Here is a 25,104-nt window from a genome sequence, read left to right as displayed (position 1 = left end):
CCTTACTGATTTAAAGTTTGGTATGGTAGTTGATACCAACGTCAGCGCTGCCCGGAATCCCCGAGCTTTTCTGCCGCCTCGCGCAATTGCACTCCGATGCGATCGGTCGCCTCGTCGAACAGGTCACGCGCTGCACTGAGATTCAAGGACGCCAGCTCATCGCTCTCGCGCTCCTCGAGTTCGGCGAAGTCCGGAGACCCGTGATGCTCTATCCACCGCATCTTCTCGAGTTCCTTCTCGATATCCATCAGTCCGTCCAGATACGAGCGCAGGGCAGTCAATCGCAGTATCAGGGTGCGCTGGCGATCGGCGAGTGCTTCGGTGCGTCGGGCGTACATCGCCTGTACCTCGGCATCTTTGGCGAGATGACCCGACGGTGGGCCACCGAGACGATCGAAGGCAGCCTGGAGCAGCCCTGCACTGCGCGCTACCGAGGCCACTTCCGCAGACAGGTCGATGCGCACTATCCGATGCGCTACGTCATCCGCCGTCCACGCCGCCAGGCCTTCGATAGCAGTGGCCAGAGCGGCGACGACGTAGACGACACTGCCGGTGACCGTCTTACGGAGGCTCTCGAGTTCGGCGATGTCGGCCTGGCCTCGACTTGCCGGCTCCCGATCTACGACCTTGCGCACTCTGTCGAGCCTGGTCGCAGTCGGGGGATCATGCAGAGTCGAGGTGGCAGCAAGACGCCAGGAGGTGAGTGCATCTCGGACGAAGTGGCCATGCGCACCGCGCCACGCGGGTTTGCCGAGATCGACCAATGCGCCGTCGATCGCGCGCTGATCCTTCGACCGCCGATCGAACGGATTCCATCCCATGTCCACTCCCCACGCAGTCAGTCCTTCGGAATACGGTAACGACTACCCATGAACGCGAAGGCCGCATATCCCAGAATCACCACCACATAAAGCACAGTCGGCACCACGAACACCCACGCGCTCACCGACGCACCTGTGGTCGTGCCCGCAACGACGCAGATCCAGGCGAACAGCAGTGCGGTGACGACTCCGATCCAGTCGAGGTCCTCGGACATCTTGCGGTTCAGTTCGGGTCGATTCTCGGGGGAAGTCCAGTACTCGTGCAGTCGCCGACTCGGCAGATTCACCATCTGAGCCGGAAGCTTGGGCAGCCACCAACCGACGCTGACGAACAACCCGATCATGACGAACCCGGTACCGCCCATCGTGAGGAGGAACGACAGCTTCGAGTCCATCCGATCCACCTGCCCGGATCCGTCGAAGTGTGTGGGTACCTCGTCGCCCGCGGTGACGGCGACCCACACGAGGCTACCGATGAAGACGAGACTGGACAGCATCAAGGCAACGCGCGAAAGCTTCATCCCAGCTCACTTTAATGCCTCCGGCAGTGGTGTGATGCTGAGCCTCTGGGTCGCTCCGCAGGCTATGCTCCTGTGCCACAGAAGGAACCTATCCGCACCACTGCCGGAGGCACCGATGCCCAACAACGAGTTCGGGGACTTCCAGACCCCGATCGAGTTGGCGCGCGCGTTGGTCAACACTCTGCCCCGTCGCAAATGGACCCGTGTTCTCGAACCCACCTGTGGTGTCGGGAACTTCCTGTCGGTGATGGCCCGGAGTCACCCCGAAGCAGAGCGAGTCGGGATCGAGGTGCAGCCCGAGTATGCCTCGTATGCATCACAATTCGGCAGGGTTGTCACTGCGTCGATTTTCGACTTCGATCTGGCGTGTGATGTCGACTGGACATCGGGGCCAGGCCCGACTCTCGTCATCGGAAACCCACCGTGGGTGACCAACTCTCAACTATCGGTGCTCGATTCTGCCAATCGTCCTACCCGCGCGAACACCAAGAACGCCCGCGGAATCGACGCTATCACCGGCAGCTCGAATTTCGATATCGCAGAATACATTTGGCTCAAACTTCTCACCGAGTTCAGCGATAGGCCGGTGACCATCGCGATGATCTGCAAGACCCAGGTCGCGCGCAATGTTCTGCTGCACAGCGCGCAGCAGCAGCTTCCGGTGACCGGTTCGAGTCTACGAATGATCGATGCGAAGAAGTGGTTCGACGCGGGGGTCGATGCCTGCTGGTTCACCGTGGAACTCGGGCCGGGCAAGGCCGACTACACCGCGCAGACATATCCGCGCATCGACGCGTCACAACCGGACAACAGAATCGGGGTCGTCGACGGTCAACTCGTCGCGAACGTCGATGCGTACAAGCGCAGCAAGCAATTCGACGGTGCCAGCCCTCTCACCTGGCGGCAGGGCATCAAGCACGATGCTGCTGCGGTCATGGAGTTGGTCGAAAACAACGGTCCGCGAACCAAATTGGGAGGCAGCGCGGATATCGAACCTGACTACCTGTTCCCGCTGTTCAAGTGCACCGATGTGTACCGCGACAAGCTGGACTCGGTGTCCAGGTGGATGATCGTGCCGCAGTCGCATACCGGTGACGACACCGAGCTACTTGCGTCGACTGCACCGAAGCTGTGGAAGTACTTGACCGACAACGCCGCTGCGCTCGACGGGCGGAAGTCGTCGATCTACCGCAACAGGGCCCGCTTCTGCATCTTCGGTGTCGGCCCGTACACGTTCGCTCCCTACAAGATTGCGATCTCCGGGTTCCACAAGATTCCACAGTTCAGAATGGTCGGCCCCTACGACGGCAAACCAGCGGTGTTCGATGACGCCACGTACCTGCTCCCTTTCGAGGATCCCGCATCATGCGCGGTCGCCCACGCGCTGTTGACCGGACCGGAAGCCACTGATCTCATTGCGGCCCTGGCATTCTGGGACAGCAAACGGCCGGTGACGAAGAAGCTCCTCCAACGCATCGACCTCTCGGCCATCGCTCGCGAAACCGACCAGGACACAGTGCGATCTCGAGCCCTGACTGTGCACCCGAACGGCAGCGCGATCGATCAGGCCATCGGTGCGTTCACAGATCGGTCTTGATCGTCCCGGCCAGTCGGTCGAGGTATTCGGCGTTGCGTTTGTAGTGCACCCAGGGCCCGATTTTGGTACTCGTCACCAGGTGGGCGCGTTGCAGTACCGCCATGTATTGCGAGGCCGTCGATTGTGAGACACCCGCTCTGGATTGAATGTGCTTGAGGCACACCCCTACCTGTTCGGCCGGTTCGAGCTGCGGCGGGAAATCGCTCGGGGTCTTGAGCCACTGCATGATCGCCAATCGCGCCGGATTACTGAGGGCACCGAACACTGCCGCAAGCTCCGCGGGGTCCAGTTCGTCAGCCACCCTCGAAGCGTACTCCAATATCGCAATATCCCGATCTGTGGTCTACTTGTACGGACATCGTAATATCGCGATATCCAGATAGGAGTAGCTCATGCAGCGAGCAGTAGTCGTAGGGGCCAACGGAGTGATCGGCGGAAAATTTCGTCGCCCACCTGCAGCGAAGCGGAGATTGGGACATCATCGGCCTGTCACGCCGCGGAGGGATCGACAGCGAACGCGTCCAGCACATTGCCGTGGATCTGCTCGATGGCGAGGAGACTCGACGCCGGCTCTCGCACCTGACGGACATCACGCACATCTTTTACACCGCTTATCAGGAACGCCCTACGTGGGCCGAGCTCGTGCCTCCCAATCTGGAGATGCTCGTCAACGTGGTCACGGCGATCGAGGACAGTTCTCCGAATCTGGAACACGTCAGCCTGATGCAGGGCTACAAGGTGTACGGCGCGCATCTGGGCCCGTTCAAAACGCCTGCCCGCGAATCCGATCCACCGCACATGCCGCCCGAGTTCAACGTCGACCAACAGCACTTCCTCGAAACCCGTCAGGTCGGCAAGAGGTGGACCTGGTCGGCTATCCGGCCATCCGTGGTGTGCGGTGTGGCGCTGGGAAATCCGATGAATCTGGCAACCGCCATCGCTGTGTACGCAACCATGTGCAAGAAACTGGACGTACCGATGCGATTCCCGGGCAAGCCCGGCGCCTTCGGATCACTGTTGGAAATGACCGATGCGTCGCTGCTCGCCGAAGCGACGGTATGGGCCGCGACCACTCCCGACTGCGCGAACCAGGCGTTCAACATCACCAACGGAGACCTCTTCCGCTGGAACGATATGTGGCCTCGCATCGCGGACCTCTTCGGTCTGGATACCGCCACTCCACTGCCGATGTCGTTGGCCGATGTGATGGCCGACAAAGAGTCGCTGTGGAATTCGATCGTTGCCGAGCACGATCTGAAGCCCACTCCCTACCGCGATGTATCTTCCTGGGGATTCGGCGATTTCGTGTTCTCCTGGGACTACGACGTCATCTCCGACGGTTCCAAGGCACGCCGCATGGGCTTTCATCGTTTCGTCGACACCGAGGCAATGTTCGCTGGAATAGTCGCCGATCTGAGGGGTCAGCGCATCATCCCGTGACCACACGCCGGTCCTGATTCCGCACCCAGACGGCACCGGCCGCATAGGCTGCCAGTGTCGGTACGGGATGAGGAGATCGCCATGTCAGTGAAGTCCGAATCGACGTCCACTCGGCACGTGATGCCCAAGAAGCAACTGCTGGCAGTCAGTATCGGCAACGCGGTGGAGTGGTACGACTGGACTGTCTACGCGACGTTCTCGATCTACTTCGCCACTCAGATCTTCTCCGGTGACAACCCGGCTCTGGCGCTACTGAGCACCTTGGCCACGTACTCGGTGGCATTCTTTTTCCGGCCACTCGGCGGATTGTTGATCGGACGCTTCTCCGATCTGAAGGGCCGACGCCAGGCAATGATCCTGACCATCGCGATGATGTCGGGTGGATCGTTCGCGATCGCCGTGCTCCCCACATTCGCTGTCGCAGGCTGGCTTGCTCCGATTCTGCTGTTGCTGGCCCGGATCGTGCAGGGCATGTCGATGGGCGGTGAGGTCTCCAATGCGTCGGCCTACCTCGCCGAGATCGCACCGAACGACAGACGGGGCCGCTACTCGTCCTTCTACTACATCTCCACCGGCACAGCCATTCTCCTCGCCTCGCTGCTCGGCGCGTACCTCACCTTCGCGCTCGACGACGCCCAGCTGAACTCGTGGGGCTGGCGCGTGCCGTTCCTCATCGGCGGACTGCTGGGAGTGGTGGGGCTCTGGATGCGACGCGGTATGGCCGAAGCCGACAACCAGGAGCGCAACGCCGTGAAGGCGAAGGCTGTGCGAAATCCGTTGTGGATGACCATGAAGCACCATCCTCGTGCCGTTCTGCAGGTCGTGGGATTCGTTCTCCTCGCAACCCTCGCCTATTACACGTTCTTCTCCGCGATGACGCCCTACGCCGTCAAGCAACGCGGAGCGGACGCCAACGACGTGTTCGTGGCCTTGTCGATCGCGACAGCGATGTTCGTCGCGTTGCAGTACCCCATGGGCGCCCTCGCGGACCGCATCGGCCGGAAGCCGCAATTGCTCACCTACGCTGCCCTGTTCGCGATTCTGATCATCCCGCTCTCCAAGCTGATCGGGCCGTCGTTCGCCAAGCTGCTGATCGTCTTCTGCGTCGGCCTGCTGCTGTTCGCGATGTGCTCGGCCATCATTCCTGCCGTTCTGGCCGAGGCCTTCCCGGCAGAGCTTCGAGGTGTCGGTATCGGTGCTTGGTACAACCTCACCGTTGCGCTCTTCGGCGGCACCGCTCCCCTACTGGTCAACGCATTGTCCGACGCGGGCCACGCCGACTGGTTCTTCTACTATCTCGCGGCAGCCGCTGTGATCTCGTTCCTGACAATGGTGTGGATGCCGGAAAAGCGCGGCCAGGACCTGGACTGAATGCCGGCGACACTACGATCGGATGGCACACACCGTCCGAGGCAGTAGGAGAACCATGCATCCGTTCGACGAGGCAGTCGCGCTCGACGTGGTCGGCGACGGCACCTACAACGGACAGACGTCGGCACCGTACAACAACATGGTCGGCCCGTTCGGTGGCATCACCGCGGCGACGTTCATCCGGGCCATCGAACTGCACCCGGAACGCCTGGGGACGCCGGTCTCACTGACCGTGAATTTCGCCGGACCGGTTGCCGAGGGTGATTTCGAGGTCTCCGCCCGCCCGGTGCGGACCAACCGCAGCAACCAGCACTGGTATCTCGAACTGACGCAGAACGGTGCGGTGGCCACTACCGCAACAGCGGTGTTCGGCGCGCGACGTGACACCTGGGACAACACCGAGGCAACGGCCCCGGCCGTTCCCTCCCCCACCGACACTAAGCAGGGCGGGTTTCCCGATGCCATCGCGTGGGCTCGAAACTACGAGATGCGTTTCGTGGCAGGCGCACTGAGCGATCAGGAATCTGCGGACTCGACAGAGACCCTGTGGATTCGTGACACCCCGCCGCGGCCCCTGGACTTCGCAGCCCTGACCTCGCTCAGCGATGTGTTCTATCCGCGGATCTTCCAGCGACTCGGCACGTACGTTCCTGCGGGCACCATCTCGTTGACGACCCACTACTTCGCGACGCCCGAGGATCTCGAGCAGCACGCCGACGGATACATCCTCGGCACCGCACGAGCGCGCCGTTTCCACCAGGGCTACTTCGACCAAACAGCGGAATTGTGGACCGAGAGCGGGAGTCTGCTGGCCACCAGCCACCAGGTGGTCTACTACAAGGTCTGACCAGCCGACGACTGCTCCAGCACCCGGCGCACAGCACCGCGCGCACCACTGTCCTGCAGCGAACGCTTGGCTCGCTGGTACGCACCTCGCAGTCTCGGGCTGCCCGCAAGATCCCCGAACACCGCACGGTTGGTCAGAAACGCTCCCGGATTGTCGTGGTCTTCCCACGACAATCGTTGCAGGCGTTCGGCATCGGCGTCGATCATCGGCACGTCCCCGCGCTCGTACACTGCGCACCAGGCGGCGAGGACCAGCGCGGCATGATCGACGGATCGGTCCTCGGCAAGGCGGTCTCGGATCACCGGCAGAACGAATTTCGGGATGCGGGCAGATGCGTCGACGATCTGACGTTCGAGGGTGTCGCGAACCGCCAGACTCGAAAATCGTTGCAGCAGTTGCTCGATGTACTCATCCAGGTCGATTCCCGGTACCGGCGCCAGCGTCGGGGCCGCCTCGGCACGCATGTACGACGCGACGAATTCGCGCAGGTCCGGACTGGCCATGACCTCGTGCACATGGGTGTAACCGGCGAGGATGCCGAGGTAGCTCATGGCCTGATGAGAACCGTTGAGCAGGCGCAGTTTCATGTGCTCGTAGGGGGCGACGTCGGTCACGAGTTGCACGCCGACGTCGGCGAAGGGTGGTCGCCCGAACGAGAATGAGTCTTCGAGTACCCACTGCGAGAACGATTCCGACTGGACCGGCCAGCGGTCGTCGATGCCGAAGTCACGTCGCAGGTCGTCGACGACGGTGGGCGTCGTGGCCGGGGTGATGCGGTCGACCATCGAATTGGGGAACGCGGCTGTGGCGTCGATCCAGTCGGCCAGATCGCTGTCGTGGTGGCGCGCGAAGGACGTCAGCGCGGTGCGAGTGACCGTTCCGTTGTGGACGATGTTGTCGCATGACATCACGGTGAACGGCGGGATTCCATGGAAGCGACGGGTGGCGAGAGCAACGGTGAGGAAACCGAAGACACTCGACGGCGTGGAGAGGTCCTCGAGATCGGCGAGCACCGCGGGATCGGTCGGCTCGAACACCCCGGTCACATCGTTCACGCCGTAGCCGGCCTCGGTGATGGTCAGCGACACGATCATCGTGGCGGGTGAGCTGAGCACGTCGAGCACCCCCTGCGGATCCTCGGGTGCAAAAACGAAATCCGCGACCGAACCGACAACCTGCGCATCGCGTCGGCCATCGGGGTCCACGGTCACGACCGTGTAGAGATGATCCTGAGCGTCGAGGACCTCCCCGATTCGCTTGTCTCCCGGCAGGACTCCCACTCCGCACAGCGCCCAGTCGAGATGACCGGCGGAGAGCAGGCGATCGAAGTAGACGGCCTGGTGCGCGCGGTGAAACGCACCAACCCCGAAATGCACCACGCCGCAGTGCAGTTCGTCCGCGTCGTACTCGGGCTTCGCGACGCCCGCAGGCAGGTCATTCGATGTGGTGCGACGAAGCTCGATCATGACAGGTCCTCGGGGTCGGATGAACGTGGTGAGCGGTGGCGCTCCCGGGCATGTTCTGCCACCAGGAGCACCACCGCAGTTCAAGGGGTTACACGTCAGGGATCAGCAGGACGACTTGTAGACGTACTGAGCGCCCTCGCCGTCGATGTTGTCGGCGGTGATGACGTGGAAGCCGGTCGAGATCTCGGCGGTCACCGGCTGGTCGTTGATGGCGGCCATGGCCTGCGCGACGCCGTCGGTGCCGATGGTGTCGGGCTGCTGGGCGATCAGAGCCTGGACTGTTCCCTCGCGAAGCTGCTTCACCTGTGCGGGGCCTGCGTCGAAGCCGATGATCTTGACCTGGTCCTGCTTGCCCGCCTGCCGAACTCCGGTCGCGGTGCCCTCGGCTGCGAACGTGTTCGCGGCAAAGATACCGGTGATGTCGGGGTCCTTGGCCAGGGCGGCAGAGACGAGACGAGCAGCTTCGGCCGGGTCGTTGTGGCTGTACTGCACGCCGAGGTAGTCGAAGGCAGGGTTGGCACCGACGGCTTCCTCGAAGCCCTCGACACGGGCGTCGGCGGTGGATACACCGGGATCGGTGGAGATGACGAGTACCTTGCCGCCGGCCGGGCTGAGCCGCTCGATCGCGTTGAACGCCTCTGCCCCACCGCCCTTGTTGTCGGACGAGATGGAGGAGACCGCGATGGACGGGTCTTCCAGGGTCGTGTCGACGAGGACGACCTTGATGCCCGCTTTGGAGGCTGCCGCGAGGGGCGCCTGCATGGCGGCGACGTCGGTGGGCGCGATGAGGATCGCCGACGGGCGTGATGCGACAACCGAATCCACGATCGGCTTCTGCAGGGTGGGATCGAACTTCACCGGGCCCTGGGTGTCGACGGTGACGCCTGCATCCTTCGCCGCAGCTTCGATTCCGCACTGCATGCTGATGTAGAACTCGTCGCCGCTGACGCCCTGGATGAAGGCGATGTTGCCGCTGCCGCCACCGCTTCCGGAGTCGGACGAACAACCCGCCAGGAACATGGCGGAAACCGAAGCGACACTCAATGCAACGACAGCGGTGCGTGATGTGATCATGGTCGACTTTCTTGTAAAGGGTTTGCGATAGAGGGAGTTTGGAAGCTGGCCGGAGCTAGGGACTTCGGGACCAGAGTTTCTTGAGGGAGCTGGGCGATTGACCTCGGCTCGCCGCGTCGCGTCGACGCTGATCGAAGTAGACCGCTGCGATGAGGACAGCACCGACGGCGACCTGCTGCCAGAACGGCTGGACTCCGACGATGACAAACCCGTTCTGCAGCACGGCTGGGATGAAGAGTCCGACGACGGTGCCGAACATGGTTCCGATGCCGCCGAAGAGGCTCGTTCCGCCGATGACCACTGCCGCAATGACATTGAGGTTGGTCTGCGACTGACCGGCGATGGCGGTGGTGCCGTACTGGGACAGAGACAGAATGCCCGCGAGCCCGGCGAGAGTACCGGAGAGTGCGTAGACCTTGACCAGGTGCATATCCACCTTGATGCCGACGCGTCGCGCAGACTGCTCTTTGGAGCCGACGGCGAAGGTGTAGAGGCCGAACTTGGTGCGATGGAGCACGATTCCAAAGATGACGACCAACACCAGAGCGATGCTCGAGATCAACGGAATGGTGGTGGCCGGGAAATTTCCGTAGCCGATGGTATCGACCAGAACCGGTGGCACGTCGCGGATGTCGACACCTCCGGTGATGACCTGCGAGAGCCCGAGAGCGCCACCCAGGGTCCCGAGAGTCACGATCAGTGGAGGCACGTTGGCCTTACCGATCAGGAAACCGTTGAGCAATCCCCAGCAGAGGCCACACCCCAGTGCCACCACGATTCCGACGGCGGCGACTCCCCATCCGTCGCCGCCGATCGCGGCCATGGTCTTGGCCGAGACGACGCCGGAGAAGACGAGAACGGAGCCGACCGAGAGATCGATACCGCTGGTGACGATGACGAAGGTCATGCCGATGCCGAGAACGGCCAGGATGGATACGTTCTGGATGATCTGGCGGATGTTGCCCCACTCGGGGAAGCTGCCGGGAGCCATGATCGAGAACACGAGGCAGATCGCGGCCAAGACGAGCACGATCTGGAACACCTGAACCCGGGCCAACTTACCGAGCGCTTCGACGAGATCGAAGGAGTGGCGAGACGGCTTGTCGCCGGGCGGCATCGGCTCGAGCGAGGGGCTGATGGTCTGGTTGGTCATCGTGTGGCTCCGGTGGTTGCGCCGGTCATCGCGCCGACGAGTTCTTCCATGGTCGTGTTCTTGGCGTCGAGGGTGGCCACGCGCTTGCCCATTCGCAGCACCTGAACCCGGTCCGCAACTTCCATCACGTGCGGCATGGAGTGGCTGATGAACACCACGGCCACTCCCCTGTCCGCCACGCGGCGAATGGTGTCGAGCACGTTGCGGGTCTGGACGACTCCGAGCGCTGCTGTCGGCTCGTCGAGAAAGACGACGCCCTTGGCCCAGGCGACGGCTCGCGCGATGGCAATGGCTTGTTGCTGCCCACCCGACATCGCTCCGACCGGGACGGTCAGGCTACGCACGGTGGCACCGAGTTCGTTCAACGCGTCCTGCGACTGCTTGCGCATCGTGGAGACGTCGAGAAAACCGAGATGGCCGAGCAGCCCCTTTGCCGGCAGTTCGCGTCCGAGAAACATGTTCTGCTGCGCGTTGAGGTGCGGCGCGAGAGCAAGATCCTGGAACACCGTCTCGATGCCGAGTTCTGCTGCAACGGTTGGACTGTCGAGATCGACCGCGGTGCCGTCGAACAGGATCTCGCCGGTGTCGACGGCCAGGCTGCCCGAGAGCGCCTTGACCATCGTCGACTTGCCTGCGCCGTTGTCGCCGATGAGGGCGACGACCTCACCCGGGTAGATGTCGAAGTCGGCATCGTCGAGGGCGCGCACGTTTCCGAAACTCCTCGACAATCCCCTCGCTTCGAGGATCGGTGTCGCAACAGGTGCAACGCTGGCCATGGATACTCCTAGGTCGAATCGAGAAAGCTTCGAGTGCGGGATGGACACCCCCACCGGCGCTCGCAGTACGGTCCGAGGACGTGGTCTGCGAAGCAGGTCGAGCTCCCTTCGGGGCTCGGTGTGTTAACGAGTGTGACCCACACAACTCGCATTGTCACGCGTTTCGCAAAAATTCATGTCACCGGTGACATGGACACGGGCGACACCTCCCGAACAGCGCCTGCGAGAAGCCGATATCGGACCGGAAGGTACCGTCTCTGAACTGCGCCGATACGCAATCTTGCCGTTTTCGACGCTCACGCAAGCGGGCTGAGGTACCGTCCATGACACCGATGACATATACGAGCTTCACGGAGCCGATGACATCGATGACATGACCATTCGGAGACAGTGAAGGTAGACCCCATGGCGAAGTTCGACGGCCGGAAGATCTTGGTGACAGGTGCCAGCGGAGGCATCGGCTCGGCGACAGTGCGTCGGTTGGTGGCCGACGGTGCCGACGTCGTCGCGGCGGGCCAATCGGTGGATGCGCTGGACAAGCTGGCCGACGAGACCGGCGCAACCCCCCTGGCCTTCGATCTGACCTCCGAGGACAGCGTCCGCGAGGCTGTCGAAGGCCTCGAGCTGTACGGCGTGGTGAACTGCGCAGGATTCGGCGGCGAGATCGCCACACCTCAGGACACCGACATCTCGATCTTCGACAAGGTCATCGCCATCAATGCGCGCGGCGCACTGTTGGTCATCAAATACACCGTCCCGGCCATGATCGCCGCGGGTGCCGGTGCCATCGTCAACGTCTCGAGTCAAGCCAGCCTGGTCGCCCTCACCGGCCATATCTCGTACGGCTCCTCGAAAGCGGCCCTGGACAACATCACTCGCGTCTCCGCACTCGAGCTCGGCCGACACGGGATTCGAGTCAACGGCGTCAACCCGACGGTGGTGATGACCGAGATGTCTGCGTTCTACTGGGGTCGCCCCGAGATCGAGGAGCCGTTCCTGGCTCAGATGCCGCTGGGAAGGTGGGCCACCGAAGACGAGATTGCCGCGCCGATTGCCTTCCTGCTGAGCGATGATGCTTCCATGGTGACCGGAGTGTCGTTGCCAGTCGATGGCGGCTACACCAGTCGCTGACGAGACGATGACGAGCAGACGGGCGTAGATCATGACCACCATGCAAGACGTCGCGGCGCTGGCCAAGGTCAGCGCCAAGACCGTCTCACGGGTGTACAACAACGACCCTCACGTCGACCCCGATACCCGTGCCCGCGTCACCGAGGCCTTGAATTCGCTGAACTACGTGCCCAATACGATGGCCACGTCGTTCCGCAACGGTCAGGCGGCAGCCATCGGAGTCGCCGTTCCCGATATCGACGATCCGTTCTTCTCCTCCATCGCACGCGCGGTGGAGGAACGAGCGCGACAGGACGACATGGCCGTTCTGGTCACCAGCCTCGGTCACGACGGCGATCAGGAACAGGCGCTGGTGGAGTCGCTGCTGCGCCGGCAGCTCAGTGGCTTGATCATCGCGCCGACCGGTGCACACCACTCCTACCTGGAGCGGTGGATCGACAAGACCCCTACCGTGTTCGTCGATCGGGCTCCCGACGGACTCAAGGCAGACAGCTTCGTCGACGACGATCACGGCGGGGCGGTGTTGGCCACCGACCACCTCCTCGATCTGGGACACACCCGCATCGCAGTCATCGGCGACAGTGCCGGCATCCCGACCAGCCGAAACCGGCTCGAGGGGTATCGGGAGTCGTTGCAGGCGCGCGGAATCGACTTCGACGACACTCTGGTCGCTCTGGGTGTGTTGGACCGCGAGGATGCCCGGGTGGCGCTGACCGACCTGACTGCACTCGAAAGTCCGCCTACCGCATTGTTTCTGTCCAACGCGCGAGTGGCGATGGCGTGCGTACCTGTTCTGCAGCAGATGAATCTGCTGCATCTGGCGTTCGTCGGATTCGGCGATTTTCCCCTTGCCGATGCAGTGATGCCACCGGTGACGGTGATCGATCAGAATCCCGCTCGCCTCGGCCGGTTGGCCATCGAGCGACTACTGGGACGGATCGAGAATCCGAGCAAGCGCTACAAGCGCCGCAACATCCTCGGCGTCGAGCTGATCGAGCGCCAATCCTGCACTCCTGGAACAGATCACCGCTGCGACTGATCCTCGAGCGCGTGCGCAACCAGATCGACCTGCAGTGGGGTCGACAGTTCGGCATCGACCCGCAGATGGGGAACCAGCGGCTTGGCCGCCGGGGCGTCCACCGGCCGATGGGCATCACGCTCCGCCCCACGCGCAGCGCGCCTGCGCGCCAACAGCTCCGGTGACCCGTCGACGTGCACGACCAACGATGCAGCGGGGGCTACGTGCGAGACCAGTCGTTCCCACTCCGCGCCGGCAGTCAATTCGCGGGTGAAGGGTGCGACCAGAACGGGGCGCTGACCGATCTCCACGAGGTCCCGCGCAGCAGCGAGCAGTACGGCGTATCGGCCGACTCGGATGCGTTCCGAGTACGGGCCCGCACTGTTCCAGTGAGGGCCGTCCAGCAACGAATCCAGTTCGTCGAGAAGCGGATTGGTGAGCGTGTCCAAGTCGAGCAGAGCAGTGCCGAAACGTCTCGCCAGCTCTCTACCGAGAGTCGTCTTGCCACTTCCCGCAGCACCGGCAACCACCAGAACCGGCAGCCGTTCGCGATCGATCACGGAGACGTCTTGACAGACATGAGTCATAGGGGGAATCATACAAGACAACGTTGTCTCGCACAGTTGATACCGCGAGCACACTCCTCCGATCGAGAGTTCACGTGACCGAGCGCGCAAGCATCAAAGACGTCGCCGCATTGGCAGGCGTCAGCTTCAAGACCGTCTCACGCGTCGTCAACGGCGTGGATACGGTCTTGCCGGAGCTGCGTGAGCGCGTCGAGGCCGCGGTCCAGACGCTCAACTACGTTCCCAATTCTGCTGCTCGATCGCTGAAATCGGGGTCCGGCAACACGATCGGCATCATCGTCGACTCCATCGACGACGTCTTCTTCGCATCCCTGGTCAGTGCCGTGGAGGATCGCGCGCTCGAGCACGGTCTCGCAGTGATCGTCGGCAGCACCGGGTTCGACGCCCAGCGCGAGCGGGATCAGCTGGCCCTGCTTGCCGGGCAACATGTGCGAGGGATCATCCTTGCGCCGGTAGGCGATCACAGCGATTTCCTCGTGCCGCGTCGTCGAACACTTCCCACGGTGACCATCGACCGTTCGATCGCGGGATTCGATTCGGTCATCGTGGACGATTACGGTGCCGCCAAGCGCGCCGTCGAGAAGTTGGTGGCAAGCGGGCACACCCGAATTGCGTTGCTCGGCTTCGACGATCGACTGCAGACCGCCCAGCTGCGCCGGCAGGCGTACCTCGACGTGCTCGCGGACATCGGACAGAAGCCCGAGGCCGCTCTCGCTCCTCCGGTGTCGCATGCCGCGGATTCGGTGCGTCCCGTCGTCAAGAAGCTACTGGCACTGCGCAATCCGCCGACCGCCTTCTTCGTCGCCAATGCACGACATGCCACGGCCGTGGTGTCGGTGCTGCACGAAATCGACCGCACCGACGTGGCGATGGTCTCGTTCGGTAACTTCTCGCTCGCCGACGCCGTCAGCCCGTCGGTGACCTGCATAGACCAAGACCCGTATCGCATCGGCACACTCGCCTTCGATCGCCTGGTTCAGCGGTTCGACGATCCGTATCTCGAACCGGAGCAACAGGTCGCGCCCACCACGCTGGTGGAAAGACTCTCGCATGCCCTCCCCCTACCCGTACAGAAATGAGACCAACTCCGTGAACCCCAGACTTGTTGCGGGACTGGACCTCGGGAGCACCGGCGTCAAGGTGCTCGTCACCGACGATGCCGGCACCGAGCTGCTCATCGAGCAGAGTCCCACACCGTGGCGGCACGGCCCGGGCGGAACCACCGACCTTGCCGCCGAGGACTTGCTGACCACCATCGGGCAGTTGCTCGACGCCGTCGCGCGTCGGCTGCCCGACGTCACCGGCGATGCGGCCGCCCGCATCGACGCCATCGCAGTGTCCGGGATGGGCGAAACGGGCTTCCTTCTCGATAAAGACAACGTTGTCCGCGCGCCGGCCTTCGCCTGGTTCGATCCTCGCGGTCAGCAGCAGGTCGACAACCTGCCGGCCGAATTGCGCGATCGGTTCGCCGGCAAGACGGGCCTTCCCGTCGGCGTGCAGGTCTCCGTCGTCAAGATCGCACACCTTCGCGACAACGGACTGAGCTTGAACGGGCTTCGCTGGTTCAACCTGCCGGAGTTCGTCGTACTGTCCCTCGGCGGCCGCGCCGTGGCCGATTACTCGCTGAGTTCGCGCACCGGACTACTCGATCAGGATAGCGGCGAACCCTGGTCGGAGATGTTGGCGCACTTGGGCGTCGGAGCCGATTTCATTCCGCCCTTGGTCGACGCCGGAACAGATCTCGGAACTGCCGACGCACCAACACTTCCCGAGACGATCGCCGGCGCTCGGTTGACCGTGGCCGGTCACGACCATCTCGTCTCCGCAGTATCCGGCGGGGCCATCCCTCACGACCGGTACCACGTGTCGATGGGCACCGCCGAGGTTCTGCTGCGGGTACTCGACGCTCCGTTGACCACGGCCGCGCGGAGCAGACTCGCCGAGCATCTCATCAATTCGGTCCGCCACGTGGTGCCGGGCCAACACGTACTCGTTGCCGGAGTCAAGACCGGCTTGCTGATGCGACGGGCATTGCAGCTCTGCGACATCAACGATCGAGCCGGACGCGATCTGCTGGATCAGCGAGTGTGCGCTCTGCCTGCGGGTGGGCCGTTCACCGATGGCGGTATCGACATCGCGGGTGCCCGTAACGACGACGGCGTTCTGTCCATCACGGTCCGCACCGACGGGATCGATTCGGCGGAGCTGTTCCGTTCGATTCTGTTGCACGGCAACGACGAAGTGGCTCGACTCATCGAGGCACTCGACGCGGAGGTGCCGCCCGCCAGGACGACATTGCTCACCGGTGGCTGGGCCGGGATGGCCAGCGTGCGAGACGCACGAGCTCAGGTGCTGCCCGGCGTTTCGGTCTCGACCCGCTCGCAGGACACCGCCTACGGTGCAGCACTGTTCGCTGCCCGCCTACTGACGCTCATAGGAATCTGAGCCCACATTTCTGCAGTGAGACAACGTTGTCTCCCTTGCGCTCGACCCCAACACCCACCAGGAGAAGAAGATGAACGAACTCACCACCCTCGAACGTCGCGGAATGGCTGCCATCTCCACCGCAGACGGCAACATGCTCATCGTCGCCGGAGATCAGCGCAACGGCATGAAGGCCGTCATGAAGGACGCCACCGACGGACCGGGCTCGATCACCGTCGATCAGCTCGCCGAGGCCAAGGCCGATCTGGTTCGCTACCTCGGCAATCACGCACCGGCGATCCTGCTGGACCCGGAGGTTGCACTGCCGAAGATCGTCGACGAGGGCGTGCTCTCGCGCAACACCGCTTTGGTGGTCGGCATGGATGCGTCGGGCTTCGAGGAGACCGACGGTTTGCGGTACACCCGCTTCGTCGACGGTGTCACTCCGCGCGTCGTGCGTGACCTCGGCGGCGACGTCGCCAAGATGCTGTTCTACATGCGCCCCGAGCAGCAGGGCGTCGATTCCCGTGTTGCCGAGGAGATCCGGGATCTCGTCAAGGCATGCTCCGCCGAGGGTCTGCTGCTCATCGTCGAGATCCTGACCTACCAGCTCGAGGGCGAGTCGGACGAGGATTACAAGGCCGGCTTCGGCAAGATCATCGCCGACTCCACGCGCATCTCGGTCGAGTGCGGTGCCAAGGTACTCAAGCTCCCGTACCCCGGTTCGGCCGAGGCCTGCAAGGCCGTTACCGAAGCGGCACAGGGTGTTCCGTGGGCCGTGCTCTCGGCAGGTGTCGATCACGAGACGTTCATCGAGCAGGTCCGCATCGCCGTCGCCAACGGTGCCCGCGGAGCAATGGCAGGCCGCTCGCTGTGGAAGGACAGCATGGCTGTCTCCGCCGAGACCCGCGAGGACCTGCTCACCAACCGCGCACTGCCCCGTCTGCGTGAGCTGAACGAGGCCGTCGACGCCTGATTCGCGTCCTTCGACCGAGCCCGAACTCGCCGTTCGGGCTCGGTCGACGCCCGGTGGGTAGCGTGAAACCCATGAACGACGTCTCGAAACACATCGACATCATTGCCGCGCCCGGGGTGTTCGCCGATCTCGCCACCGCGCAAGAACTGGCGGCCAGGGCTCTCGACGCACGCGGGCTGTCCGGCGGAATCGTCGACGCCGCAACCGGATCCGATGAGGCGATCGTCGTTCCCGGCGACAGAATTCCCGTCGACACGTCCTCGTACAGCAGTGTCGTTCGAGTCGACCTCGGGCAGTGCGCACCGGATCGATCCGATGGAATTCGCACTCACATTCGTGGCCGCGGACTCGACGGGCTGCGCTTCGCGATCGACAGCGTGTATTTCCACCGCTTCCACCCCGGCACGATCGTGTCGTACGGGGATCACCCGGAGCAACGCGGCGAACTGCGCGTGCCGGTCGGTGATGGCCCCTTTCCCGTTGCCGTGCTGATTCACGGTGGGTATTGGCGTTCGCGGTGGGAGTTCGATCTGATGGACGCGATGGCCGTCGATCTGACGGAGCGCGGCTTCGCGACCTGGAACGTCGAATACCGTCGCCCCGACGAGCACGAGTGGGATGCGATGACCGGCGATGTCGCGTCCGCCCTCGCTGCCTTGGAGACGGCACCCGGTGATCTGGATCTGTCTCGCGTAGTTCTGTTCGGCCACTCAGCAGGCGGTCAGCTCGCACTGCGAGTCGCGGCCGATTCCGTTGGACAGCCCGTGACACCTGCTCTCGCGGTCAGCCTGGCCGGTGTGCTCGATCTGCGGGTCGGCGACGAGCGCTGGCTCGGCGAGGGCGCGGTGTCGAATGCGATCGGTGCGCGATTCGCCGGAGCGCAGGAGACGTACGAGGCGTCGTCTCCGATCTCGAGGCTCCCGCTCGGTGTCCCGCATCTGGTGGTGAGTGCGGTATCTGACGACCCCAACCTGCTCGAGATCAGTCGGGCGTACTACGCCGCCGCTTCAGCCGGCCCGGATTCCGTCGACTACGTCGAGGGACCGGGTGGCCATTTCGCCGTCATCGATCCCGCGTCGGACATCTATCGAGACACCATTCGCGAGGTCGACGCCCGAATCCGAGGTACCCGCGACCACGCGTCCGAGTAAGTCCGTATCGTGCATGGTGTGACGCGCAGCACAACGACGTGTGTGCCGAGACTTCAGGAGCGAGATCGATGAAGAGCACCATGCAGGACACCCCTCTGTCCATCGGCCAGCTGGTTCGATTCGGGACGTCCATTCACTCCTCGGCCGAGATCACCACCTGGACGGACACTGGTCCGACCACAGTGACCTTCGGGGAATTGGGCAGGCGGGCAGCGCAACTGGCACACGGTCTGCGGTCGATCGGCATCGACGACGATCAGCGCGTCGGCACGTTCATGTGGAACAACGCCCCGCACATGGAGGCATACATGGCGATTCCTGCGATGGGCGCGGTGCTGCACACGCTGAACATTCGACTCTTTCCCGAGCAGCTCACCTACATCGTCAACCATGCCGAGGATCAGGTGATCATCGCGGACGCCAGCCTGCTTCCCCTCCTGACGCCGTTGTTGCCGACGTTCGAGACCGTCCGTCATCTCATCGTGGTTGGCGTCGACCCGGCACAGGTAACTGCACCCGACGGCATCGAAGTACTGGGCTACGAGGACCTGCTGGCGGGCCAGCCCGAGGAGTTCGACTGGCCCGAACTCGACGAACGATCAGCTGCCGCAATGTGTTACACCTCGGGCACCACCGGTGACCCCAAGGGGGTCGTGTATTCGCATCGCTCGATCTACCTGCATTCGATGCAGGCCTGCATGACCGACGCGATGGCGATCGCGCAGTCCGACAAGGTCTTGGCCATCGTGCCGATGTTCCACGCGATGTCGTGGGGCTTGCCCTATGCAGCGCTGATGGTCGGTGCGTCGCTGATCATGCCCGACAGGTTTTTGCAGCCGGCACCGTTGGCGGAGATGATGTCGACGTTGCGTCCGACGGCGGCGGCCGCGGTTCCGACGATCTGGCAGGCCCTGCTCGCTCACCTGGACGAGCACCCAGCCGATCTGTCGAGTCTGCGTGACGTGGTGGTCGGCGGTGCCGCGTGCCCGCCGAGTCTGATGAAGGCATTCCACGAGAAGTACGGCGTGCACATCTCCCAGGCATGGGGCATGACCGAGACCTCCCCACTGGGCACCTCCGGCAAGCCCGATGCTGGCCTGTCCCCGGAGGACGAGTTCGACTTGCGTTGCACACAAGGGCGATTCGTCGCCGGAGTCCGGGCGCGACTCGTCGACGATGCGGGAACGGTGTTGCCCTGGGACGGCAAGACCGTCGGCGAACTCGAGGTGCGTGGCCCGTGGATCACCGGCAGCTACTACCGCGCCGATGCGGACGACAAGTTCGACGACGGCTGGCTGCGGACCGGTGACGTCGGCACCATCTCCGAGGGCGGCTACCTTCGCCTGACCGATCGCTCGAAGGACATCATCAAGTCCGGTGGCGAGTGGATCTCGTCGGTGGAACTCGAGAACCAGGTAATGGGACATCCGGCAGTTCGTGAGGCCGCGGTCATCGGTGTGCCGGACGCCAAGTGGGACGAACGGCCTCTGGTGGCTGTCGTTGTCCGCGAGGGTGCGTCGGTGACGGCCGAGGAACTGAAGGAGTTCCTCGACAGCCGCGTCGCGCATTGGCAGTTGCCGGAGCGCTGGACCTTCATCGACGAGGTTCCGAAAACGAGTGTGGGCAAATACGACAAGAAGCGACTCAGGAGTTCACACGCCGACGGTGCGTTGGACGTCATCGAGCTGGTCTAGCGACACACGACAAGCCCGGTCGCTGCGAAGTGTCAGTAGCGACCGGGCTTGTACTGTGTCGAGAACTATCCGGTCACTCCGGTCAGTTCGTTGGGCGTGTGAGCGAGTTCGCCCGTAGCCGTGACGGTTCCGGTCGCCAGATCGACGGCGTGCACGGCGCTGTCGGCAGGCTCGGACACGTAGGCGGTGCCGTCCTGGACGAACAGAGCCGGACGTGGTTCTTGCCATTCGGTGGGCTCTTCCCACGCCTCGACCACCGGAATCGTGCGTGTGACGGCCTTGGTGTTCACGTCGATGACGTGCAGCGCACCGTCGGTGCCGAGGACGATGGCCTCACCGGCCGGGCCACGCCCGAGGGAGCGGAACGTGTAGCTGCTGCCGAGGTTGACGAGCGACAATTCGCCGGTGACCGTGTTCGTCAACGACACGCGGGTAGGACGCTCGAGCTCCGCATCGGGATCGACCTTGTAGTCGCCGAGGAGGATGGGTGACTCCTCGTCGCCGGCCTGGTTGCCGATGCGGCCGTACGTATCCGGGCTCTGCACCTTGGTGATGGCACCGTTCCGGTAGATCAGCAATCCGTCTTCGCAGCCGACGACGACGGTCTCGTCGGCGGCCACGGCTTCGCCGTGCACGCCGGGGCACTCTTCGTTGCGAGCGATCTCCTTGCGGTCGGCGTCGAGAACGACGATGCCGGTACGCTCGTCCTCGTTGCCCACTGTCGTCAGCAAGGATCCGTCCGACAGTTCCACGGCCACGCCGTGATGCGCCTCGGGCGTGGTGTAAGACTCGGTCTCGGGCTTGCTACCCGTGAGCAGTGCGGCAGAATCGAACACCTCGACCTTGCCGGTACCGTCGTCGAACAGGACGGTCTTACCGTCGTGACGAACGACGTGTCCCGGGGTCGCGGCATCGAACGCGATGTCGGTCATGGCGGGGGTCGAGGTGAAATGCTCCGAGCCTTCGGTCCAGGTGCCGGCGTCGAGCGCCGTGAATGCGCCTGAGCCGCTGACGAACACATGACGACCGTCTCCGGCCGGGTTGAGACGAGTGAATCCCTCGATACCACTGATGTCCTCGACTGTCTCCAGAGTCTGGGCGTCGAGAATCAGTACGCCGCCGTCGTAGCTGGTGGCAATACGCGGCGTCGCGTCCGAGACGCTTTGCGCTGCTGCGGTTTCGGCGGTGGTGGTGGACTCCGCTTCGGGGGCCGAGTCCGACGAGCAGGCCGCAAGTAGGGCCACCGAGGTGCCCAACGCGATGACTGCGCCGACAGTTCGTTGAGTGCGATAGTTCTTCATGACCCAAAGAAGTACAGGTTTTTGCAAACGATTGTCAAAGAGCCTGATGCGTACAAGTGCATGTGTCACAACGCCTTTCGACTTCAGGACAGACCGGAAGCGATGGCCGCAGTATTGAAGTCCATCATGTCCAGGTATGTCGGAGCCTCGGAATTCTCGTCTCCGAGCGATTCGGTGTACAGCGAAACAACGTTGATCCGGACCCCGGCCTCCGAGGCCATCACCTGCGCGAGTCGATCCGGTTGCGAGGTGTCGACGAAGATCGCCCGTACGCCTGCCTCCCGTACGGTGTTTGCGAGCTCCGAGAGGTCGGACGCACTGGGTGACGCAAGCGTGGTCCCGCTGGGAATCACCGCCCCCACCACCTCGAAGTCGTAGCGGTCAGCCAGGTAGCCGAACACGTGATGATTGGTCACGAGCTTGCGTTTCTCTGGAGCGATCGCCTCGAACTGCTCGGTCATTCGGGCATCGAGTTCGACCAGTCGTGAATCGTATTCGGTCGCAGCAGAATCGACGTCCACGCCCTCGATGTTGGTCGTGATCGCGTCTCGGATCAGGGCGACCACGTCGCGCATCCGCTGCGGGTCGGTCCAGATGTGCGGATCCTGTGCGCCCGACGATTGCCCGCTCACATACGGAATCGGGTCTGCGGCCGGGCCGGCCTCGACAATCGGGATTCCCTCCGCTCGGGCCGCATCGATCGTCGACACGATGCCCTCTTCCAACCCCAGCCCGTTGGCTATCAGAAGATCCGCTCGGGAGACACGGGCGGCGTCCGAGGCCGAGATCTCGAACGAATGCGGGTCGGAGTTCGCCGGCATGAGCACCATCACCTCGGCCTGATCCCCGACGATGTTCGAGGTGATGTCGCCCAGAATGTTGGTCGTCACCACGATCGTCGGCGGTCCCGTTGTGTCGGCATCGGCGCATGCACTCAGCAGAAAAAGCAGCGGCAACGCCAGCAGCAGAGCCCTTTTCATGATCCGACCACACCGATCGAGGCGGGCACGAAATCGAAGTCGAAGGTGCGCGCGACGCGGCCGCTGTCTCGATAGTCGATTTCGATCACGGCGCTCCCCGCCGGGTCTGCGACGTAGGCGCGAGTGCCCGCCACGTGCAGCGAAGGCTTGGGGTTCGTCTCGGCGTACGGTGCCGACAGCACCGGCGTCGAGGAAAGTTCGGCCCCGGTGGCAGCGTCGAACACTCGAAATGTGCCGTCGGCCTGCAGAGAGAGAATGGTCTTGCCGTCGCTCGACACACCGGTCGAGAGTGACTCACCCGCGGTGCGCGCCTGGACCCACTCGCCGGTTCTGGTGTCGAGCACCAGCACACCGGTCTCGGTCGGGGCCGCGACCAACGAGCCGCGTGTTCCTTCGGCGAAAGTGAACGCGCGAGCGTCCGGGTTCGGATAAGGGAACTTCGTGGTGGAGAACTCGTCGTTCGTCGCGTCCACCTTGACCACTCCGTCGGCGCAGGCCACCACGAAATAGCTCGAGAACACCGCCTCGCCGTGCATCTCGGGGCACGAGGCATCCAGCGCACGAGCAGGATTGCCCGCGGAGTCGCGTAGCTCGAGTCCGGTGGGCAGATCGTCCTGGGTGCCGCCGGTCGAGACGACGAGGTGATCGGACAACGGGACGGCGATGCCATGATGGGGATTGGTGTCGACGGTTGCTGCGACGGTCGTGTCACCGGCACCGAGGGAGTCGAAATCGACGACGTCCGCGGTACCGGCACCGTCGAAGAAGACTGCAACCTTACGATCTCCCGCGATGACATGGGCGGGGCTTTCTCCATCGAGTGCACCGAGCTCGACGGGATCCTTGGTGTACGAGTGCGAGTGGTCGCCGTGCTCGATGGTCCACGATCCCGGGTCGAGAAAACGTGCTCGGTCGTCGTCGGTCGCGACGATGTATCGGCCGTTGATCGTCGTCAGGCGCGATGCACTTTCGACGTCGAACGAATGCACGGTCTCGTCGGAAGCGAGATCGAGAACGTCGATCTTTCCGGAATCGGCGTCGGCCACAACGAGCCTCGGCTCGGGACCCTGCACTTCGGTGGAGCCGGCCTCGGCCGCGAGGTCGCTGCCCGGCTGAGCGGAACCGGTCGCCTCGACGGGCGCGTCCTCGGCGGTGTCGGCACTGCTGCATCCGGTGACGACCAGTGCGATCGCTCCGAGGGTCAGAACACTTCTACGCACGCACGAACTCCCAATCTTTATTGATAACGATTGTCGTTCACGTTAGACCATCATGGAGCAATTGTCCGAATCGACTCCCGTGCCGATCGAGCCGCGAACACGACGAAGAACTGCAGCACTGCAAGGCCGGCGATGGTCGCACCGGCCGCGGTGTCGGCGTTCCAGGACACCAGCAGGCCTATCGCCGTGGCCGACCATCCGAAGAGCGTGGCGATGATCATCGACACCGCAATGGATCGGCCGAACAGATACGCGGTGGCGGACGGGGCCACCAGCAACCCGAACACCAGCAACGTCCCCACGATGCGAAAAGAGGCGACGACGGCCAACACCACCAGGGCCAGCAGCAGGACGTGCGCGAGGCGAGGCCGGAACCCGAACGTGTGAGCTTTGCGCTCGTCGAACACCAGAGCAACGAAAGGTCGATACGCGAACACCGAGACCACAAGCGCTACCGCCGTCGCCACGACCAGGAAGGCGAGGTCGGCATAGGTCGCCGACAGCACATCGCCGAACAGGAAGGACGTGAGGTCGGTGGCGAACGATCGTGCCCGCGAGACGATCACCACCCCGAGGGCCAACATTCCGACGAACAGCAAACCAATTCCGGTGTCCTCGGACAATCGCGAATTGCGGGTCACCCAGGCCACTCCCCCGATCATCGCGACCGCACTGATGGCGGCTCCGACGAGGAGGTTGGCACTGAGAAGGTACGCGACGGCAACGCCGGGGAGCATGCCATGCGACACTGCCTCGCTGAGAAACGCCATGCCGCGCAACACAACCCAGGTTCCGACGAGGGCGCACAGAACCGACACGAGCATGCCCGCAACAAGGGCGCGCTGCACGAAGGAGACAGCGAAGGGGTCCAGTAGCCAATCCACGAGATCGAACCCTATGCGATAATGATTATCGTGAGCGAATCAATAGTCGTGCAATCCCTCTCCGTTCGGTACCGAAACACGACCGCTCTGCACAACGTGAGTGCCCGCTTCGAACCCGGTTCTCTCACAACTCTTGTCGGACACAACGGCTCCGGAAAGTCGACGCTGCTGCAGGTTCTTGCCGGGATCGTCGCGCCATCGACAGGTTCGGTGCATACCGGGAGTCGACGCGTCACCTACGTACCGCAACGCAGCGAGGTCGACGACCGGATGGCCCTCAGCGTCGGCGAGGTCGTCGCCATGGGCACGTGGCCTCGGCGCGGTCTGCTCGGGCGTGCGTCCGCTGATGATCTCCGAGCTGTAGAGCATGCGCTCGAACGACTGGGACTGACCGCACTGCGTTCTCGCCGATTGTCGGCGCTCTCCGGCGGACAACGTCAACGCGCGCTACTCGCTCAAGCGCTCGTCGAGAGCGGTGAACTCGTACTGCTCGACGAACCCACCACCGGCCTCGATGCCGAGGCGCGACAGATCATCGACGGTGTGATCGACGACGAGGTCGGTCGCGGCGCAGTCGTGGTGGTCGCGACACACGACGCCGAGAGTGCCGGCCGCGCCGATACGACCATCACCCTGGGACGCGGTGAGGTCTTGTCGGTTACTCGATGACGG

General features: G+C 63.5%; 23 protein-coding genes and 1 pseudogene. 12 read left to right on the top strand and 12 right to left on the bottom strand.

Going from position 1 to position 25,104, the window contains the following annotated elements; translation table 11 throughout:
• Positions 1-41 precede the first annotated feature (41 nt).
• The gene (locus CH305_RS17440) at positions 42-821 is read right to left on the bottom strand and encodes a hypothetical protein (RefSeq protein ID WP_256983838.1); all 780 of its coding nucleotides are present in this window, start codon (positions 819-821) and stop codon (positions 42-44) included.
• Between the two features lie 17 nt (positions 822-838).
• Complete coding sequence (locus tag CH305_RS17435) at positions 839-1,342, bottom strand: DUF1648 domain-containing protein (protein ID WP_094704398.1); 504 nt, start codon at positions 1,340-1,342, stop codon at positions 839-841.
• Positions 1,343-1,457: 115 nt separating this feature from the next.
• On the opposite strand from CH305_RS17435, the gene CH305_RS17430 reads away from it, so the two are divergent.
• Complete coding sequence (locus CH305_RS17430; protein WP_179278324.1) at positions 1,458-2,939, top strand: SAM-dependent methyltransferase; 1,482 nt, start codon at positions 1,458-1,460, stop codon at positions 2,937-2,939.
• Here the strand turns inward: CH305_RS17430 and CH305_RS17425 are convergent.
• Entirely contained in the window at positions 2,923-3,165 is a 243-nt protein-coding gene (locus tag CH305_RS17425; RefSeq protein ID WP_373454571.1) for an ArsR/SmtB family transcription factor, read from the bottom strand. The genes CH305_RS17430 and CH305_RS17425 overlap by 17 nt on opposite strands.
• A gap of 166 nt (positions 3,166-3,331) precedes the next feature.
• Here CH305_RS17425 and CH305_RS17420 point away from each other — a divergent pair.
• The 3 genes and pseudogenes from CH305_RS17420 to CH305_RS17410 all read left to right on the top strand — a co-directional run bounded on the left by CH305_RS17420 (position 3,332) and on the right by CH305_RS17410 (position 6,597).
• A pseudogene (locus tag CH305_RS17420) lies at positions 3,332-4,379 on the top strand (SDR family oxidoreductase).
• Positions 4,380-4,460: 81 nt separating this feature from the next.
• Positions 4,461-5,750 carry an MFS transporter gene (locus tag CH305_RS17415; protein ID WP_094704423.1) on the top strand — a complete coding sequence of 430 codons (1,290 nt, stop codon included), beginning with the start codon at positions 4,461-4,463 and terminating at the stop codon, positions 5,748-5,750.
• A 55-nt stretch (positions 5,751-5,805) separates the two neighbouring features.
• Positions 5,806-6,597 carry an acyl-CoA thioesterase II gene (locus CH305_RS17410; RefSeq protein WP_094704396.1) on the top strand — a complete coding sequence of 264 codons (792 nt, stop codon included), beginning with the start codon at positions 5,806-5,808 and terminating at the stop codon, positions 6,595-6,597.
• On the opposite strand, the gene CH305_RS17405 is transcribed toward CH305_RS17410, so the two are convergent.
• From CH305_RS17405 to CH305_RS17390, 4 genes are all read right to left on the bottom strand, one after another.
• Complete coding sequence (locus CH305_RS17405; RefSeq protein ID WP_094704395.1) at positions 6,585-8,063, bottom strand: mannitol dehydrogenase family protein; 1,479 nt, start codon at positions 8,061-8,063, stop codon at positions 6,585-6,587. The genes CH305_RS17410 and CH305_RS17405 overlap by 13 nt on opposite strands.
• Before the next feature lie 102 nt (positions 8,064-8,165).
• Entirely contained in the window at positions 8,166-9,137 is a 972-nt protein-coding gene (locus CH305_RS17400) for an ABC transporter substrate-binding protein (protein WP_032402657.1), read from the bottom strand.
• Between the two features lie 55 nt (positions 9,138-9,192).
• Positions 9,193-10,290, bottom strand: a complete 1,098-nt coding sequence (locus CH305_RS17395; RefSeq protein ID WP_080730678.1) for an ABC transporter permease — start codon at positions 10,288-10,290, stop codon at positions 9,193-9,195.
• Positions 10,287-11,066 (bottom strand): ATP-binding cassette domain-containing protein, encoded by a 780-nt coding sequence (locus tag CH305_RS17390; protein WP_037148364.1) that lies wholly within the window; start codon positions 11,064-11,066, stop codon positions 10,287-10,289. Before CH305_RS17390 ends, CH305_RS17395 begins: the two co-directional genes overlap by 4 nt.
• Before the next feature lie 405 nt (positions 11,067-11,471).
• Here CH305_RS17390 and CH305_RS17385 point away from each other — a divergent pair, with 405 nt between their 5' ends.
• The gene (locus CH305_RS17385; protein ID WP_032402720.1) at positions 11,472-12,197 is read left to right on the top strand and encodes an SDR family oxidoreductase; all 726 of its coding nucleotides are present in this window, start codon (positions 11,472-11,474) and stop codon (positions 12,195-12,197) included.
• 31 nt (positions 12,198-12,228) lie between these two features.
• Positions 12,229-13,236, top strand: a complete 1,008-nt coding sequence (locus tag CH305_RS17380; protein ID WP_037148367.1) for a LacI family DNA-binding transcriptional regulator — start codon at positions 12,229-12,231, stop codon at positions 13,234-13,236.
• Here CH305_RS17380 and CH305_RS17375 read toward each other — a convergent pair.
• Positions 13,221-13,775, bottom strand: coding sequence for an AAA family ATPase (locus tag CH305_RS17375; protein WP_179278323.1), 555 nt, complete (start codon positions 13,773-13,775; stop codon positions 13,221-13,223). The genes CH305_RS17380 and CH305_RS17375 overlap by 16 nt on opposite strands.
• 101 nt (positions 13,776-13,876) lie before the next feature.
• Between CH305_RS17375 and CH305_RS17370 the strand changes: the two genes are divergently transcribed.
• The 5 genes from CH305_RS17370 (at position 13,877) to CH305_RS17350 (ending at position 20,047) form a co-directional block, all read left to right on the top strand.
• On the top strand, positions 13,877-14,881 hold the full coding sequence (locus CH305_RS17370) for a LacI family DNA-binding transcriptional regulator (RefSeq protein WP_179278322.1): 1,005 nt from the start codon (positions 13,877-13,879) through the stop codon (positions 14,879-14,881).
• Between the two features lie 10 nt (positions 14,882-14,891).
• Positions 14,892-16,247, top strand: coding sequence for an L-fuculokinase (locus CH305_RS17365; RefSeq protein WP_218828600.1), 1,356 nt, complete (start codon positions 14,892-14,894; stop codon positions 16,245-16,247).
• Between the two features lie 70 nt (positions 16,248-16,317).
• Positions 16,318-17,202, top strand: coding sequence for a tagatose-bisphosphate aldolase (locus CH305_RS17360; RefSeq protein WP_094704392.1), 885 nt, complete (start codon positions 16,318-16,320; stop codon positions 17,200-17,202).
• A 71-nt stretch (positions 17,203-17,273) separates the two neighbouring features.
• Positions 17,274-18,353: an alpha/beta hydrolase gene (locus CH305_RS17355; RefSeq protein WP_094704391.1), complete on the top strand. Its 1,080-nt coding sequence runs from the start codon at positions 17,274-17,276 to the stop codon at positions 18,351-18,353.
• Positions 18,354-18,421: 68 nt separating this feature from the next.
• Positions 18,422-20,047, top strand: a complete 1,626-nt coding sequence (locus CH305_RS17350; RefSeq protein ID WP_094704390.1) for a long-chain fatty acid--CoA ligase — start codon at positions 18,422-18,424, stop codon at positions 20,045-20,047.
• A 65-nt stretch (positions 20,048-20,112) separates the two neighbouring features.
• Here CH305_RS17350 and aztD read toward each other — a convergent pair whose 3' ends face one another.
• The 4 genes from aztD to aztB form a co-directional block, all read right to left on the bottom strand.
• Positions 20,113-21,348, bottom strand: a complete 1,236-nt coding sequence (gene aztD, locus CH305_RS17345) for a zinc metallochaperone AztD (RefSeq protein WP_094704389.1) — start codon at positions 21,346-21,348, stop codon at positions 20,113-20,115.
• Positions 21,349-21,431: 83 nt separating this feature from the next.
• Positions 21,432-22,328 carry a zinc ABC transporter substrate-binding protein AztC gene (gene aztC / locus CH305_RS17340; protein ID WP_094704388.1) on the bottom strand — a complete coding sequence of 299 codons (897 nt, stop codon included), beginning with the start codon at positions 22,326-22,328 and terminating at the stop codon, positions 21,432-21,434.
• Positions 22,325-23,548, bottom strand: a complete 1,224-nt coding sequence (locus CH305_RS17335) for a hypothetical protein (RefSeq protein WP_256983835.1) — start codon at positions 23,546-23,548, stop codon at positions 22,325-22,327. The genes aztC and CH305_RS17335 overlap by 4 nt, the downstream gene beginning before the upstream one ends.
• Before the next feature lie 50 nt (positions 23,549-23,598).
• Positions 23,599-24,432, bottom strand: a complete 834-nt coding sequence (gene aztB, locus CH305_RS17330; RefSeq protein ID WP_094704387.1) for a zinc ABC transporter permease AztB — start codon at positions 24,430-24,432, stop codon at positions 23,599-23,601.
• A 21-nt stretch (positions 24,433-24,453) separates the two neighbouring features.
• On the opposite strand from aztB, the gene aztA reads away from it, so the two are divergent.
• The gene (gene aztA / locus CH305_RS17325) at positions 24,454-25,101 is read left to right on the top strand and encodes a zinc ABC transporter ATP-binding protein AztA (protein ID WP_094704386.1); all 648 of its coding nucleotides are present in this window, start codon (positions 24,454-24,456) and stop codon (positions 25,099-25,101) included.
• Positions 25,102-25,104: the final 3 nt, after the last annotated feature.

The sequence above is a fragment of the Rhodococcus sp. 15-649-2-2 genome (assembly GCF_002258645.1).
Taxonomy (GTDB): Bacteria; Actinomycetota; Actinomycetes; order Mycobacteriales; family Mycobacteriaceae; genus Rhodococcoides.
This window is presented reverse-complemented; position numbering and strand designations above follow the sequence as displayed.